Below are 17,113 nucleotides of genomic sequence, written 5' to 3'. Positions count from 1 at the left end.
CTCCAGCGCACCACCGGCATCTAGACCACCGAATTCAACAACGAACTTCCAACGCAGGACACTAGCATATATTTCCGCAAGGGGACAGTCTGTTGAATTCTCTTGATGGACATAAAGGCTTACGACAAAACCAATCGAATTCACATCGTTTTCGAAGCAGCTCTATCGACCTCGTTGTTTGTTCTGATGGATTCCCAAAGATTGGTAGAGGGGTTATATTGCTTAATAACATGAGCAGGGTTACCTACCGCAATTGAATATGAAGGAATAGATTTAGTGACGACGGATCCCGCCCCGATAATTGACTTTTCTCCGATTTCAACGCCGCCTAAGATAATCACGTTATTCCCAATCCATGCACCTCGGCCAATATGGATTCCCGAGGTGAGTTCAAGGTCGTTGTCCAGATAGGAATCTGGCAACGGAGACATACCGTGGTTGTAATCAATCATGACAATGTCAGAAGCAAGCAGTGTGTCATCTTCAATGATGATTTCTGAGGTACATTGCAAAGTGAGATTTCTAGTCACATGTACTCGTTCTCCAATGCGAATTTCAGGTTCACGATCGAAGGGCTTACCGTGCGAAGCATCCCAGCAATAGAGACGACAATTATCACCAAGAACTACGGAACCAGCACAGTGAATATACTGAGATAGTCGCAGATCCAGGTTTTTGCCGGCACGCATCCCTTTGTTCCGCGAAAGGAACTTCACGGATTCACACCATTTGTAGTATCTGTCTCGAATGCGGCCTAGTCCAAACATGACGACTCCTTTGTAATCCAAACTTCATGAGCGCTCTCGATTGATGAAAACAGCATAATCAGAGAGGAAGACGTAGCGGTTCGATTTATAGTCGATGTCTAATGTGACCTAATTTTCGCCTATGAAGGTAAATACCAAATGAGATAGTTTGAACTACACTGAAAGCATACCCTCCTTCTAGGGAAAGTTTCTACAAAAGAACGGTTCAAGACATATGACAACGAAGATTCTGGTAACAGGCGGCGCAGGTTTTATTGGTAGCGAGATCGTAAAACAACTGAGCGCTCATGATGAATACGAAATTCGCGTTCTAGATGCATTGACCAAACAAATTCATGGCAACAATCCTGAAAAGTCATATCTTTTCCAATCTATAAAAGATTGTTGTGATTTCATCCGTGGAGACGTGCGTGATTTCACAACAGTCCAGAAAGCCCTTGAAGGGGTAGATGTTGTTTTGCATCTTGCGGCAGAAACCGGTACCGGGCAATCCATGTACATGATCAACCAGTACAACGAGATCAATGTCATGGGTTTGTCAAATATTTTTCAAGCACTATCGCTCAAGGGGAAAAGCAACACTATACGCAAAGTCATCCTGTCGTCATCGCGTTCTGTGTATGGCGAAGGCAAGTATCAATGCCCAAACTGTGGCGTAGTCTACCCCCGTGGACGCAAAACTAAAGATATGATGCAAGGCGATTTCACTATGCATTGCGACAAGTGCAATACCGCCTTGACCTTAATTCCCACCACCGAAGACAGTAAAACCACCCCAAATTCTCTTTATGCGTTCACCAAGCTTTCACAAGAGATGATGATTCAGACAATGTGCCCTGCGATGGATATTGATTACACCATCTTCCGTTTCCAAAATGTGTACGGAGCAGGCCAATCATTGAAGAATCCTTACACTGGCATTCTTTCCATCTTCTCCTCATTGCTTTTGGACAATAAAGACATCAATATCTTTGAAGACGGCAAGGAAAGCCGCGACTTCATCCACGTAAAGGATGTTGCTTCCGCGGTCATCAAATCTATCAATACGGTCGCATCGAACGGAGAAATCATCAACCTAGGCAGCGGAATCGGAACAAGTGTCATCGAAATAGCTGAGACATTGAAACGAATCTATGGCAGTACCAGTAATCTGGACGTTACCGGTGATTTCCGTATCGGAGACATCGCACATAATGTCGCTGATACCCAAAAGGCACGAAAGCTGCTTGATTTCACTCCGTCGATTTCCTTGCAGGAAGGTTTGACCGAGTTTTGCAAATGGGTACTGGGACAAGAGACCGACAACAGTCGTTACGAACAATCCCTTACAGAGATGGAACGTTCAGGAATGTTTATTCGAAAATAAGCATCTAGAACCTTGGCCGAAGCATAATGCTATATTGCTTCGGCCAGTCCCAAGAACAATCACATTAAAAATATTCCCATCATTTTAGATGGCCAAGAACGAAAGCTTTTTTCTCATCAGTAGCCATCTTTTTAGTATGCATAAAATCGTCATCATGTTTAGCCGCATATTCACCAACGGACTCGATCACCCTACCCGGCACACCCACTACGATGGAATTTGCAGGAATATCATGCGTAACAATAGTGCCGCATCCGATAATGCAATTATCTCCGATTGTTACCCCCGGCATAATAATGGCATTAAAACCAATATGCACGTTATTGCCGATTCGAATTTTCCCAAAGAGATCGATATCGGATAGCTCAGAATACTTATGACGCAATACCCACACGCCACCGTCATGAGTCACAAATCTAACACCAGATGTAATCCTGACATTATCGCCGATCTCAATCAACCACGGTTCACTTCCAAAATCCCAGCCATTGAGAATCTCGAAGCCCCCCCAGCTTTAAACCCAGCTTTCGGTAATGAGCAGCATTTTTCTTAGCATTACGGAAATGATTCATTAATTTCTCAAACAATGCGGTTCCTTTCTATATCAGACAGATATTTTGCTCTTTTTGTAGAGGAACAAGGAGGTAATCATCAGGACAAATGCTGCTATATAACGAATAATCGTGAAGTTATATAGAGGAATCGCAATGGCGGAAAGCACAATTACCAGCCATTGTATACCGATAATGGCTTTGTCATCATATACGGTTTCCTTGGTTCCCGTGATAGTGAAGTGCAGTTTTTTGGACACACGCATTTGCACATACGACAAGAATACGAATGCAATCAACATCGAATAGGCCGCTGCCTGATATCCAAATAGAGGAATCAGTACTGCATTCAGTACAATATTCAGTACTGCGCCACAAATAGAGGCAATCATTATGTATGAAGTTTTTTTGTGATACAACAACACGTTTGCATACATATTGGAAATAGCGTTCTGGAAAATGGCTGCAGAAATTGGCGGCATGATGTAAATCGCTGCCATATATTCATCAGTTGTGATTATCTTGACCACCTCAGGAGCTAGGAAAGTCATCAATACGCATACCGCAGCATAGGTGAGTAGCAGAATCGAAGCGAGGCTCCGAACTCTTTTCTTGCCTTCGGAATCATCAATATTCCGATAGAGGAATGGGACAAACGAAGAATTAATTGCCGACCATATGATTGTGGAAACGGTACTCACCGAGGAAAGTGTGCCATAAATGCCCACAGCGGAATTATCAACGAACCAACCAATCATCACGCGACCGGAATTATTCAGAATCTGCGTAGCGCACTGATTCGCAATAAGAGGCACACTCAGAGCAAGTGAGAATTTCCAATACCGCATGGAAATGAACTTGCGCCCCCGCACCATGATGTATGCCCATAGCACAAGAGCAACAGCATATAGCACGGCATAATTCGCGAACAATCGTCCTTCGGCCGCTTTTCCGCTTCCTCGCATATACAATACAGCGACAATGGAAAGTACTGATGCCACAATGGCGGAGCCAATCGTCACCAGTGTTGCTGCCTTGTACTTATACTCGTAACGCTGTCTTGCCAGCCAGAACTCCGTAGCCGGCAGCAATAGGAAACCAACTAGCATCAGCAGCAACAGCGATTTGTCTAGGCCAAGTATGCGACTCCAAAAATTGGGAGCAACGGAATATACGGCAAAGAATACGATTGATGTGAATGTCGTGAGCGTCAGCACTGAAGATTCGTACCTATCGCGCTCATGCTCATATTCCTTCAACGCGACCATATATCCGCCGTAAGTCAACGAGAGCGTCGCCACGACCGTCAGTATCGACTGCCAAGAATTATACAGATTGACTGTGCCCATCTCAGAAGTTGACATGATTCGGGTAAAAATCGGCACAGTAACAAAAGCCAAACCTTTAGAAAACAGCGATGCAAATGTGTATGCTACCGCCGATTTCATACCCTCGGATGGCCGCCTATTCCAAAAATGTTTTTTAATGTGTTTTGCCATTATTCGTCTGCACCATCATTGTTGGAAACGATTGATCCATGAGCCGACGGAATAGTAGTGTCTTGTCTCTTGAGAATATGGGTGAAACTCGGAACGCAGGAACACGGTAAGCTCTTCTTCATCAGGGTTCTGCAAATCAATGACCAGAATATTATTGGGATCATAAAAATTCGCTGACAATAGAGCCATGTTAGTCGAAACGAGTTTCTTGTTGAGGAAAATGGATTCCATCACGCGCATAGAGAATCCGTTCTGACCTTGCTGCGTGATATCCAAAATCGCCTTGCTTTGCGAAACCATATCGAGATAATCCGCATAATTAACATATGAGTGACGAATGGTGAATGGCAAATCTTCATGCTGATTACCGTTTTCAACAATTACGAATTCCGGTTTCATGCCAGCATCGGAGATAATTTGATGCAAAGCAAGCATTTTTGCCTTGCGATCCTTGAGAAAACCAAGAAACAGCATATCTGACGTCAGAGCACGTTCCGGGAGACGCAAGTTCTCGTCATACATGATGGTGTTGAAGCGGAATCCATATTGCTTGCAGTCATTTTCGTCATACGAATAATATGAGAAACCATACTTCCTGCACGCCGCAAGATGGCCAAGGACAACCTGCTTATCGCGAACAATATTCCAGGAATATAGATAACATTTCGCGTCAGGATTTTTATGTCTATTAATGTTGCGCAATAACGCCGGATCCAGCCATGCCGTAAGATCAAAAACAATGATCTTGGAAAACGACTGCAAATCCTTGTACCAATCAGTATAGAACAGTGAGCTGGCAGCAAGCCTCAGCTTCCTCATTGCTTTCCAAACCATTTCGGACGCGCCATGAACTTCGCGGAACACAGGGAAAACCACCACATTAGGAAGTTGCATACTATTGAAATAATAGAAGCTGCCGCTGGGAACAAGTAGCAGAGTCCGTTCCATTACATCACCTCTTTAGCATTCATCGGATTGGAAACCATTAGCGAATGGCGAGGATTATATGTAGCAATCGCATGTCCAACAACACTGGACTGCTTATGCGTGGAATAGGAGCTGAGATAAATTGGGAACATCATGAGACCCGGATAGAACAAATACGTCTCGCTAACCGTGGAATTGATAAACATAAAAGCAAATACGGCAATAAGTATTTTCTTTGGTTCCCGTCGAATCATTGGATAGAAAATCATAATCATCATCGCCAGCCAGAAAATCACTCCATACACTGCGGCATAGGTCGCAATGCTAGCGGCAACTGCAGCTGGGCCAAATGAGTCTCGTATCGCATAGAATGCGTCAAAACCGATACCGAACGGGTCCATGGAAAGAGCCTTCAAACTAGCCATCACTGTCATCCAACGATATTGTCCCGTGCTATCCTCTAAATTGATACCACCGCCAATGTCTCCACCAAATAGTTTGTTCAGCACTTGAACATAAAGGATACTCTCTTCCCCGCGAAGACAGTAGTCAGTGATCAGCACCGCCGTGATGGCGACCACTAGCACTGCAATCTTTTGCTTCAGCGTACGTGTGTCTCGCTCTCTGCCACGCATAAAGAAGAAGCACAACAAGATGACCATCATAGAAAGATAACCGGTCGTCGACTGGCAAGTAATCAGTGTGAGCAAGACAATGACGGCCGCCGTACGATATTGCTTCTCGTTATCAAAATATAATTTCTCTTTCCAAAATAACAGGACGAATAAAGCAGCATTGAGTACAATCTGATACACGCCAGGTTCAGTGTAGAAACCACAATTACGGGTTGCGTGTATTTCAAGATACGAGTAAAGCCAGAGTCCTTTTCCATGAAGCACAGTGGCCCATTGACCCGTTCCCAAGTTCTGCGTCCAGAATGATGTTGCAGGCCATGCATTCACCAGCGAAGGGTTAATACAAAACGCCGCCCAAAATAGCACACTGATGATGCCAAAGAAACAAACAATTCTTATGAATCGGGTAAGAAACATTCTCCGATCAATAGTCATTGCGATATAGGTGACAACCAGCATCGCTGCGTTGGAAAGAAAAGTTAGGGGCCCCACACCTCCTGTTTTCAATCGGATAACAATCGTTGCCAATGCGAGCAAAAGGCAAAACGACAGCACATAAACATTCCTATATTTTGCGCTCAGCAACACAAGCAGGGCATATATAGCAATAATCACGCCATACACCAATGTGGTATTCAGATAGCGTGACATCGCGCAGCTGCCCGGAATCAATAACATAAGGTACAGCCACGCGTACTGGAATGTTTTGGTCTTCGTTATGCGAATCATCAACACCTCTGGAAAAACTAATTTCGACGTAAATTGCCGTTGAGCAATCTTCCATAATAAGTTTCGACACCATTAATTTCGATGGGAAACTCTTGCTTCCATGTCAATTTAAACAATGATGTATCGGCGATTAATGACTCCCAATGACGCTCATTAAAGACATCACCTAAACACTTGAACAGGTCATCGCATTGTGGATTGTTGGGCTCAATAGCCCCGAAGTCACGCCTGGCCTGCTCGTCATATCGTTGCGCGAGCGCAATCATGTAATCAACCATTAGATAATCGACCATGAAATTACTCGTCCTCCAGTATTCAAGAAAGAAGTCCCGAATGGCTCGGAAAATCCATCGATGCTTAACATCGCATGCCAGAGAATAACCGGCAAAATAACCTTGTGCGACCGAGCAATGCAGGTAATCAGGCCGTTTGATGGACCATAGCGGCTTGCTAAATACCATCTTTTCTAGCGGGCCTGAGCAATAGAAGGTGGAATCCAACCAGAGACCGCCATGTTCCGCCAGCAGCGAGAGTCTCAGCAAATCCGAAAGGTTGGTTCTTGTGATGATACCGGCCTCCTGCTTGGCCTTCACCCAATCCGGAATATGCACATACTGTTCATAGTTCTCGTCAGTAATGACGATCACTTCACGATTACCGGCATTCCGCCTAATGGATTCCACGCATCGTTGCACAATCAACGGTGCATTATCCAATCCCTGCCACCAGCACACCCAGATTTTATTTTCCAAGGCCGGGTCACTTACAGGCATAGGGGCGTTGAAATCGTATTTCCCATAGAAGTCGCCGTAGCGCTTCTCAAAATACTTCATCAGGATCTCATGCTTGTGTATCAAGCGCTTGCGAACAGACGGCTGCTCCTTGAAACCGTTACGATTCATGACTTGAATATCCACCTTGGCCCTGAAGGTCTCCAGGGCCTCCGGCCACGATGTGAAGCGGGCGATTTCTGCAGTCGATCTGCATTCCTCACCAATGCGATGAAGATAGCGTCTAATGCTATTGTGAGCTTCCATTTCATTCCCTGCTTTTTGCAATACCACGTCACTGACTTTTATGATTGAGATATCCCTCGGTGGCATGATCCTTATGCTTGATAATGCAAGGATTGCCAAATACTATCGAGTGACTTGGTATGTCGCGATTCACAAAGGCCCCAGGAGCAATCATTACGTCGTTCCCGACCTTCACTCCTCCCACTATTGACGCATTGATTCCAATCCAAACATCATCACCAAGCGTGGGAGCACCTTTTCTCTTTCCACGATTCTCTTGGCCAATAACAACCCCTCGATGGATATTGACATTCCGCCCAATAATGGCTTGAGGATTGATGGTGATGCAATAAGGGTGTCCGATATACAGGCCACCACCGATAACCGTTTGATGGCTTAACTCGATGAAATTCCTCTGACGGCACCAGCGAAATAGCAGTCGATACACCAACTGCATAGGCTTGAACCTGCACTCTTGGCAACAACGAAATAACCGCTGGAATCTAGGCATTTTCTCAACGGCGTATCGATACTTATCCTGCTCGAGCAAAGTACCCATTGTTATCCTCAATCCTTTGCGAAAAAATGGAAAATCAATGTTCTGTATCGAGGATTCGGGTAATCTTCGAAGCATCGCCCCACACGGCTTTGGAGTCATAGGGCCGATCAGGGAATGCATCATATTTCAATTTGATGGAGAACCCATTCTCGGCAATAAACCGTTCCACCCTATCAGCAAGTTTTTCGGGCTTACCGGAACAGATATTGATAATCCCCAACACTTCATCCTGATTCACCGCCGCGGCAACTTGATGACAGAAATCGGGATAATCTAGAAAATCATACTGGTTCTGACCTGTGGTGAACGGGAACTCTTTCTTGCCTTCGATCTCCGCCGCAACGATTTTTGAGAAAATGGAGCTGCCATATTGCGTATCGCTGACGATGTAATATCCACGAAGCCACTGGAACTTTACTTTGTTCTGCAACGCTATGGTCTGCAATGCGTTACGGAGCGCATCCTTGGCGATTCCATACATGCTCATCGGCCAGCATGGGGTGTGAGCGTTGATGCTGCCTTCATGGAATCCGATTTCATGCATCGATCCCATGCATGCCACTTGCTGGATTCCGGATTCGCACAGTTTTTTCAGGAATGCAACATGCTTAGGCAAATCCTCAAAGTGCGCATTCGAATTGTGTACAAAACCATCGCGCCAAGCCAGATGCAACACCACATCGGGCTCGCCGAAGTACGTATAGGGATCTTCAATCGAAAAGATGTCTCCGGGCACGCAATGAGCCGCAGAATTCACATGGTCACAGGCGAAGTCTGTGGCGATTACCTCGTTTCCACGCTTAAGCAACTCATCAACCACACCGCGCCCTAAATATCCATTAGCACCGGTAACCAAAATCTTCATGATTTTCTCCTTGATATTCTTGATGTTTTATTTCTCTTTAATGGCCGAAAGCCACTGCTTCGAAATAGAGTCAACCGACAAACGCTCACGCAACCGCACGCCAGCTTTGCTAAAGCGTTCCTGCACACCGGTATCGCCTGCAATACTGCACATAGCCGTAACCATGCGCTCCTTGTTCCGAACCGGAACAAGATATCCATTTACGCCATTGTCAATGACCATGCGGGCCCCACCGATTGGGCAGTCCGTAGCAATCGTCGGAATTCCCAACGCAATAGCTTCAATCATTGAATTCGAGAGTCCCTCAAAATCCGAGGAAATAACAAACATGGCGGCATCGAAAATGCAGGCATGAACATCCTTCCGGAAGCCGCAGAAATGAACGCTATCGCCAACCCCTCGGGAAACTGCATAACGCTTTAGCTCATTTTCCAGTGCGCCTTCGCCGTAAATCTCGAAGGTATAGTCGCGGAACCGTGTGCGGAATTCTGCAAACGCATCAATGGCGAGCGGCAAATTCTTCTGCTCATTCAAACGACAAACGGTAACCACTCGCTTGGATCGTTCACCTTCATAGCGTGGCAGCATGCTATTATTGAGAGGATTAAGAATCACACGGTACTTACCAGCTGCATATTTGGGGTAATACTCAAGTGCATCCTGTGTTTGGAATACCACGCAGTCCGCAAGAGCGTATAGCCACGGATGAATAGCCCTAACCAGCCGACGCTTTCCAAAAGCACGGTGTGGATCATTACGTTGGGAGATAATTATGCGGTTCCGCATACCAATTCCCGCTATTAGGGTGAACAAATTTTGATCATCCATGAAGGAAATAAATACCGTATTCGGCATCGCTCTCATCTTCGCCCGAATAGCTTTAATCTGATCAAGGAAATTCGGGTCGCTTTCCGCGCAGGATGTATCGACATGGACGCGCTTGTCCAAAGCATACGCGGTATGAGTGCTGTTAGTTAAGAACAGCGTCACATCACATCCACTACGAGCGAATTCGCCAGAGAGAATAGAGACCACTCGTTCGCCGCCGCCACCGTCCATAGTTGGCATGACGAAACATATACTCTCACCCATATCGATACGTCCTTGCTTATATTGGTATATGTGCTGTTTAGTCCCTGCGGAACAGGTCACGGGTGTAGACCTTGTCCTTTACGTCATCGAGGCAAGAGTCATAACGGTTCGCGACAATGGAGTGCGAGCGCTTCTTGAACTCATCAAGGTCGTTGACCACTTCGGAGCCAAAGAAGGTAGAACCGTTTTCGAGCGTGGGTTCATAGATGATAACCGTCGCCCCCTTGGCCTTGATGCGTTTCATCACACCTTGAATGGAGCTCTGGCGGAAGTTGTCGGAGTTGGACTTCATGGTCAAGCGATACACACCAACCACGGTCTCATGTTCCTTGCTGGCATCCCATTCGCTGTTGGGGCCATAGGCACCAGCAAGCTCGAGTACGCGGTCGGCGATGAAGTCTTTGCGGGTGGCGTTGGATTCCACGATGGCCTGGATGAGGTTCTCCGGCACATCCTGGTAGTTGGCGAGCAACTGCTTGGTGTCCTTGGGCAGGCAGTAGCCGCCGTAACCGAAGCTCGGGTTGTTGTAATGGGTGCCGATGCGCGGGTCGAGGCACACACCATCGATGATCTCGCGGGTGTTCAAGCCCTTGGACTCGGCGTAGGTATCGAGCTCGTTGAAGTAAGAGACTCGCAGTGCCAGATACGTGTTGGCGAACAGCTTGACGGCCTCGGCTTCGGTGAAGCCCATGAGCAGCGTGTGGATGTTCTCCTCGATGGCACCCTGCTGCAGCAGCTTGGCGAAGGTCTTCGCGGCCTCCACGAGATGCTCGTCTTCCGGGTCGGTGCCGACAACGATACGGCTCGGGTACAGATTGTCGTACAAAGCCTTGGATTCACGCAGGAACTCGGGGCTGAAGATGATGTTCCTGGAACCGGTCTTCTCACGAATCGACTTGGTGTAGCCGACCGGGATGGTAGACTTGATGACCATGATCGCGGTCGGATTCACCTTCATCACCAGGTTGATGACGGCCTCCACCGCAGAGGTGTCGAAAAAATTCTTCGTGCTGTCGTAGTTGGTGGGAGTCGCGATGATCACGAAATCGGCGTCGCGGTATGCGCTTTCACCATCCAGCGTGGCAGTGAGGTCCAACTCCTTCTCCGCAAAGTACTTCTCGATGTAATCGTCCTGGATCGGGGACTTACGGGCGTTGATCATGTCGACCTTCGCAGGAACAATATCCACCGCGGTAACCTGATGATGCTGCGCCAAAAGCGTAGCCAAGCTCAAGCCAACGTAACCGGTACCAGCAACGGCAATTTTCAATGAATCAAAATCCTTCATCTCTTTTTTTTCATCCTTTCTTGCAAAATGTATTATGAACTACGTGAATGACTGGAATAACGAATCGAATGTCCTATTTATCAGAGTCATCGAGGTAGAAGGTCTTGTACCACTCGGCAAATCGACGCAAGCCTTCACGCAGCGGAGTCGAAGGTTTATAGCCAAAATCGCGTTCTAAGGCCGCAGTATCCGCATACGTGACCGGCACATCGCCTGGTTGCATGGGAACCAGCTCTTTATGAGATTCGAAGTCGTAATCCGCAGGAAGCACTTTGGCTCGTAGAAGCTCCTCCTGCAGAATAGTGACGAATTCGAGCAGGTTTTCCGGATGCCCGTTACCGATGTTGTACACCGCATAAGGCGGAACCGGCAGACCATCTTCTCCTGTCTGCTTCGAAGGCGCACCTTGCATCACGCGCAGAATGCCCTCAACAATGTCATCAACATAAGTAAAGTCACGTCGGCAATTGCCATAGTTGAAAATCTTGATTGTCTCTCCTGCACGAAGCTTATTGGTGAAACCGAAATACGCCATATCAGGGCGTCCGGCAGGTCCATACACGGTAAAGAAACGCAGGCCTGTAGAAGGAATGTCATACAGCTTTGAGTAGGCATGTGCCAACAGCTCATCAGACTTTTTCGTAGCAGCGTATAGGCTCACTGGATTATCTACCTTGTCATCCGTGGAATATGGAACCTTCTTATTGGACCCATATACGGAGGAGCTAGACGCATACACAAGATGATCCACCGGATGATGGCGGCAAGCCTCAAGAATGTTATAAAAACCAATCAGATTCGACTGAATATAAGCATCGGGATGCGTGATGGAATATCGCACACCAGCTTGAGCGGCAAGATTCACCACAACGGTAGGGCGGTATTGCTCGAATACATCATTTACTGCGTCTTTATCTGCCAAATCAGCTTTGATGAAAGTGAACCCTTCATAATGAGAGAGCTGGTTAAGGCGATATTCTTTAAGACGCACATCGTAATAATCATTTACATTATCGAAACCGATAACATGAATCCCTTCAATGGAATCAAGCAGTTGCTTTGCAAGATTCGAGCCGATGAATCCCGCAGCGCCAGTGACCAGCACAGCGGCATTATGCAAATCAATTGTGTTCTTCATTTCTTCTCCTTGACATCCCTTGCTGGGTTGGAATCTGCAAACAACGCATGTATAGTTCCCCAAGAGAACGGATATAAAGGCTTTGTTGAGCTCTGCGATTGATATAGTCGCTGCATTCCTGTTGCATGACTGCGTATTCATCACCATTGAGTGCTGACGCTTGCAATAGATGGTTTGCCAAATCATCTAATTGCCCGGATTCAAACCTGAATCCGGTTTTCCCTTCCACCACAAGCTCGGGAATTCCTCCGATATTTGCGCCGATTACTGGAGTCTGCGCTGCCAGGGATTCCAAACCTGAATAAGGCATGTTCTCCCGCCATTCGGAGCACAGCACGCTGAAGCGGGCATTGCCGACCTCGCGCTGAAGATCCTCTCCGGTCTTGTAGCCATGGAGTTTGATACGGCGTTCAGCTTCAGGGCCGGCTGATTTGATGAGATTCTCGATAGCCTGGCGCTCAGGACCATCGCCGACGATATGCAAGGTCCAATTGGCTGGGAGTTTGCTGCCCGCAACCCCACTATTCATCAAGTCTGCAGCTCGCAGGAACGCCCTCACCAATGTAAGGATGCCTTTTTCTTTGGAAAGTCGACCAAAGAACAAGAAATACGGCTCAACGGTATTGAACTTATTCGTGTTGGCTACCTTATGTGCCATGTCCATTTGGCTGGTGGTCAGGAAGTTCTGCATGGCCACGGTTCTGCCGACATATCCACCCTCATCCAGCTTGTGCTTCATGAATTCACTGGGGGCGATGATTTTGTCGATCTTGTCGTAAGAATGATGGTTCTTCAGGAATTCCGCTTCAAGGAACGCCAGACCACTCTTCGCTTTCGATCCTTTCACACAAGTTTTCTTCACCGCATGGGAGAAGTGACGGTCAAGGCAATCGTCGCAAACCTTGCCGGAACCGTCCACCATCGTGTAAGCCGGGCACAGCAGAATATAGTCGTGCGCTGTATACACCACCGGAACACGGTGCTTCTTCAAATAAGGCGCATCCAGAATCGACAAAGTGAGCTGGCGATGCACATTATTTATATGAATAATGTCTGGCTGGAATTCTTCGAGCAGCGCCTCAAACTTGCGCTTCGCTTCGAAGGAATACACCAGCGTCGCCGCTTCCTTCACTTTTTTGAACGCGGAAATCTTGCCGACATAGTCCTTTTCGGATACGAAATACTTGCTCCAATAACTCGGCTCATTGTTTGGGTGCTGCATGGAGAAGATCGCAACCTCATGGCCGAGTGCTTTCAATCCCTCCGCAAGCGCGAAGAAATATGTTTCAGCGCCGCCTTTGCGGTAGAAATACTTGTTGACCAGTAAAATCCTCATTTATCTGCTCCTCGGTAGAGCTTGAGGGTCGCTTGAACAACCTTGTCCCAGCTATAGCGGCCAGTGATATAGCTGGCCGTGCCGGTCTTGATTTTTCGTACCTTACCCACGTCTACGAGCAACTCACCAAGTTTGTCGGCCAAATCATTCACATCGCCATGTCGGAACGTAACTCCATGCATCATTCCGGACTCATCACACAGCACATCAGCGCATTCAGCGATATTGGAGGTCAGGCAGCAGCAGCCGTAAGCCAATGCCTCCAATAGGCTCATCGGCATACCTTCCAAATCACTGGGCAATACATATATGTATGCGTTGCTATACAGTTCTTCGAGTTCACGTCCTTCAATAAACCCGGTCAGAATAATGCGCTGATCTCCGGTAGCGGCCTGCTTAATCGACTCGTAATATTCGGCGGAATCCGATGCGCCGCCCGCGATCACGAGCTTCTTGTCAGTGTCCAATCGCTTGAACGCTTCGATGAGGTAATGCACGCCCTTTTCCGGTACGATGCGTCCCAAGAACAGAATATAGGAATCCTTCTCCAGACTCCACTTGTCAGCAATCACGTTAGGAGAAACGGATTCTACCGGCGCAATGCCGTTGGGAATGAAACGCGTCTCCCGCCCGTATGTGTCTTTGAAATACTGCTGCACACCACGGCTCAGTACGATTACCTCGTCCGCGCACGTGGCCGCAGTCTGTTCGCCAAGCTTTAAATACAGAGAGGCGAGCCTGCCCCATTTGGCTCGCTGCCAGTCCAAGCCGTGAATCGTGGCGACCGTTCGAATGCCGGCCCAGTGTGCGAGACGAAGGGGAACGCATGGGCCTTCCGCGTGGTAGTGAATCACGTCCGGCCTTGCTTTGATGGCCTTCAACGTGGCGAAGAACGAGGACGATAGCGCGGCCAGCCCCTTGGCCTCGATGGTCGTGACGGGCACGACCTGCACACCCTTATGTAAATAAGGTGCGTCCGAGATGTTCGACTCGTTGTCAAACTCCGCGCCGGCGACGTTATGCCCCTTGCGGCTATACGCCACGACCTGCTCGCCCAACGCGGCCATGCGCGTGGCCAGCTCGTCCACCACAATCTCGACCCCGCCCTCACGAGACGGAATCCTCTTATGCCCAATAAACGCGATCTTCATGCCCGACGTCCTGGAGAAAATCACGCCAACCAAAAACTGACATAACGGTCCTTATTTGCAATCAATCGACCTGTGGTCAGCATGCGAACCCCGTCCTTTCCCTCCAAATGAACCCCGAATTGGTGTTTTTTCAAGCGCAATACGAACCGCGCAGGAACTGCCAAATCCTATTCATTATCTGCCAAAGTCGATTTTTGCATCCCCCTCAGACACACTCAGCCCCCCCGTCGCGCACTTAGGAGGTTATTCTTCACGGGTTTTCCATGAACACTTTGCTTGTTCGTGACTTAAAACTGTGTTTGAAATCTGATCCTGTCGGTTTTCCGGACGTTTCTGAATGAGAAAAAGGAGTCTTCGCCAGTTTGTGTGGTGAGGGGTTGGGCTTCGGCGTCGTTGCCAGGGGTCCTGTGTGCGGGTATGGAAGGGGCGTTCTCCCGTTAGGTCTGCTTCCGCCAAGAAATAGAACCGAAAAGCAGAGGAACGCCTGTGCCCACCATATCAGCCGGCGCGCTCAAGCGCATGCTCACCGTTCCTGCGACGCGAACGGATAGACTGTATTTGGGGCATGCGGATCGTTGCCTTTCCGGACCTTTCCCGAATGAAACTAGAAGCACCATCAGGCTAAGGCCCACGGGTGGTCGGCATGCCTTTCCGCCTAAACCCGAAAAATCTTCGTGACTAAAACTTCAACTTCTAATTGAACCCATACAGCGAGGAGGGCCTGCGGCCGTGTACCTGAAACGCCCGAAGCGGCGGAGTTCCTACGCCGGCGAGATCGGCGAGGCGCCCGCGAACCTCGTGGAACGGGACTTCCACGCCGGCATACCGAACCTGTTGTATGTCGAACCCGCGGACGGGACCATTCCGGCGCGTGCATAAGGTCGACTGTCGTGGGTGGGTCTGCCAGTAGGGTGTGGCGCGTCTGCGTCGCATCATCGTCAACATCGATAGAGACAATATCAGTAAATAGTGGAACTCGGAGTGAATCCCGGATCATCGTCGTCGTCCCCGTCATCGGCGGGATTCTCGCCGGCCAAGCACTCGATATAACGTGCGAATACCAATATCGAAAACCGCTGCAAACGTCAACCATGCACCGAGACAATACAGTGCCAGCCAAATGTTTACCATGTCAATTAGGGGTACGTGGCTGTACGCTGTGAATCATGGCAGAAGAGATTTTCACTCCCAAGAATATTATTGTGACTGGTGGTTGTGGTTTCATCGGTTCGAATTTCGTGCATTACGTGTATGACAATCATCCCGACGTGCATGTCACGGTCCTGGACGCGTTGACGTATGCGGGCAATCTTGAGAACATCAAGGGTATTCTGGGCGACCGTGTGGAGTTCGTGCACGGCAACATCTGCGATGCCGAGCTGCTCGACAGGATCGTTCCGGGGCATGACGCAATCGTGCACTACGCGGCGGAGTCGCATAACGACAACTCGATCGCGAATCCGGAGCCGTTTTTGAAGACGAACGTGGAGGGCACGTTCCGCCTGTTGGAGGCGGCCCGCAAGTACGACGTGCGCTACCACCACGTGAGCACGGACGAGGTGTACGGCGACCTGGCCCTGGACGACCCGGCCAAGTTCACGGAGCAGACCCCGTACCATCCGTCCAGCCCGTACAGCTCGACGAAGGCCAGCTCGGACCTGCTGGTGCGCGCATGGCACCGCACGTTCGGCATCCGCGCCACCATCTCCAACTGCTCGAACAACTACGGCCCCTTCCAGCATGTGGAGAAGTTCATCCCGCGCCAGATCACGAACATCCTTGAGGGCCTGCGCCCGAAGCTGTACGGCAACGGGGAGAACGTGCGCGACTGGATCCACACGGACGACCACTCCACGGGCGTGTGGACCATCCTGACCCAGGGCCGCCTGGGCGAGACGTATCTGATCGGCGCGGACGGGGAACGCAACAACATCACGGTGCTGCGTGACATCCTGACCGTGATGGGCAAGAGCCCGGACGACTTCGACTGGGTCAAGGACCGTCCAGGACACGACCGCCGCTACGCGATCGACAGCACAAAGCTTCAGACCGAGCTTGGCTGGAAGCCGACGCACACGGACTTCCAGAAGGGCCTGGAGCAGACCATCAAGTGGTACACGGACAACCGTGCCTGGTGGGAGCCGGCGAAGGCCGCCACCGAGGCCAGGTACAAGCAGCAGGGACAGTGATTCGA

15 protein-coding genes are annotated in these 17,113 nt (G+C 48.8%); 2 read left to right on the top strand and 13 right to left on the bottom strand.

Annotated elements, in window-relative coordinates; genetic code table 11:
* Positions 1 to 140 precede the first annotated feature (140 nt).
* Positions 141 to 767 (bottom strand): acyltransferase, encoded by a 627-nt coding sequence (locus tag MMB48_RS09300; RefSeq protein ID WP_050496302.1) that lies wholly within the window; start codon positions 765 to 767, stop codon positions 141 to 143.
* 214 nt (positions 768 to 981) lie between these two features.
* Between MMB48_RS09300 and MMB48_RS09295 the strand changes: the two genes are divergently transcribed.
* The gene (locus tag MMB48_RS09295) at positions 982 to 2,133 is read left to right on the top strand and encodes an NAD-dependent epimerase/dehydratase family protein (protein ID WP_032744870.1); all 1,152 of its coding nucleotides are present in this window, start codon (positions 982 to 984) and stop codon (positions 2,131 to 2,133) included.
* A 79-nt stretch (positions 2,134 to 2,212) separates the two neighbouring features.
* On the opposite strand, the gene MMB48_RS09290 is transcribed toward MMB48_RS09295, so the two are convergent.
* The 12 genes from MMB48_RS09290 to MMB48_RS09235 all read right to left on the bottom strand — a co-directional run bounded on the left by MMB48_RS09290 (position 2,213) and on the right by MMB48_RS09235 (position 14,919).
* On the bottom strand, positions 2,213 to 2,593 hold the full coding sequence (locus MMB48_RS09290) for an acyltransferase (RefSeq protein ID WP_050496301.1): 381 nt from the start codon (positions 2,591 to 2,593) through the stop codon (positions 2,213 to 2,215).
* Between the two features lie 144 nt (positions 2,594 to 2,737).
* On the bottom strand, positions 2,738 to 4,183 hold the full coding sequence (locus tag MMB48_RS09285; RefSeq protein ID WP_032744868.1) for an oligosaccharide flippase family protein: 1,446 nt from the start codon (positions 4,181 to 4,183) through the stop codon (positions 2,738 to 2,740).
* A 15-nt stretch (positions 4,184 to 4,198) separates the two neighbouring features.
* The gene (locus MMB48_RS09280) at positions 4,199 to 5,131 is read right to left on the bottom strand and encodes a hypothetical protein (protein WP_032744867.1); all 933 of its coding nucleotides are present in this window, start codon (positions 5,129 to 5,131) and stop codon (positions 4,199 to 4,201) included.
* Positions 5,131 to 6,474 carry an O-antigen ligase family protein gene (locus MMB48_RS09275; RefSeq protein WP_032744865.1) on the bottom strand — a complete coding sequence of 448 codons (1,344 nt, stop codon included), beginning with the start codon at positions 6,472 to 6,474 and terminating at the stop codon, positions 5,131 to 5,133. The genes MMB48_RS09280 and MMB48_RS09275 overlap by 1 nt, the downstream gene beginning before the upstream one ends.
* A 17-nt stretch (positions 6,475 to 6,491) precedes the next feature.
* Entirely contained in the window at positions 6,492 to 7,511 is a 1,020-nt protein-coding gene (locus MMB48_RS09270; protein ID WP_032744864.1) for a capsular polysaccharide synthesis protein, read from the bottom strand.
* Positions 7,512 to 7,539: 28 nt separating this feature from the next.
* Positions 7,540 to 8,049, bottom strand: a complete 510-nt coding sequence (locus tag MMB48_RS09265; protein WP_032744862.1) for a serine acetyltransferase — start codon at positions 8,047 to 8,049, stop codon at positions 7,540 to 7,542.
* Between the two features lie 34 nt (positions 8,050 to 8,083).
* The gene (locus MMB48_RS09260) at positions 8,084 to 8,914 is read right to left on the bottom strand and encodes an NAD-dependent epimerase/dehydratase family protein (protein ID WP_023658088.1); all 831 of its coding nucleotides are present in this window, start codon (positions 8,912 to 8,914) and stop codon (positions 8,084 to 8,086) included.
* Positions 8,915 to 8,941: 27 nt separating this feature from the next.
* Positions 8,942 to 10,006: a glycosyltransferase gene (locus tag MMB48_RS09255; RefSeq protein WP_050496300.1), complete on the bottom strand. Its 1,065-nt coding sequence runs from the start codon at positions 10,004 to 10,006 to the stop codon at positions 8,942 to 8,944.
* 37 nt (positions 10,007 to 10,043) lie between these two features.
* Positions 10,044 to 11,276: a nucleotide sugar dehydrogenase gene (locus MMB48_RS09250; protein ID WP_032744892.1), complete on the bottom strand. Its 1,233-nt coding sequence runs from the start codon at positions 11,274 to 11,276 to the stop codon at positions 10,044 to 10,046.
* A 91-nt stretch (positions 11,277 to 11,367) separates the two neighbouring features.
* Positions 11,368 to 12,432 (bottom strand): NAD-dependent epimerase/dehydratase family protein, encoded by a 1,065-nt coding sequence (locus MMB48_RS09245; RefSeq protein WP_032744860.1) that lies wholly within the window; start codon positions 12,430 to 12,432, stop codon positions 11,368 to 11,370.
* Positions 12,416 to 13,768, bottom strand: coding sequence for a glycosyltransferase (locus MMB48_RS09240; RefSeq protein WP_032744859.1), 1,353 nt, complete (start codon positions 13,766 to 13,768; stop codon positions 12,416 to 12,418). Before MMB48_RS09240 ends, MMB48_RS09245 begins: the two co-directional genes overlap by 17 nt.
* Entirely contained in the window at positions 13,765 to 14,919 is a 1,155-nt protein-coding gene (locus MMB48_RS09235; RefSeq protein WP_032744858.1) for a glycosyltransferase family 4 protein, read from the bottom strand. Before MMB48_RS09235 ends, MMB48_RS09240 begins: the two co-directional genes overlap by 4 nt.
* 1,166 nt (positions 14,920 to 16,085) lie before the next feature.
* On the opposite strand from MMB48_RS09235, the gene rfbB reads away from it, so the two are divergent.
* Entirely contained in the window at positions 16,086 to 17,108 is a 1,023-nt protein-coding gene (gene rfbB / locus MMB48_RS09230) for a dTDP-glucose 4,6-dehydratase (RefSeq protein ID WP_032744857.1), read from the top strand.
* Positions 17,109 to 17,113 lie beyond the last annotated feature (5 nt).

This window comes from Bifidobacterium sp. FKU (assembly GCF_026016385.1).
Classification (GTDB): Bacteria; Actinomycetota; Actinomycetes; order Actinomycetales; family Bifidobacteriaceae; genus Bifidobacterium; species Bifidobacterium infantis.
Note: the sequence above shows the minus strand (reverse complement) of the source record. Positions and strands in the feature narration are given on the sequence as shown.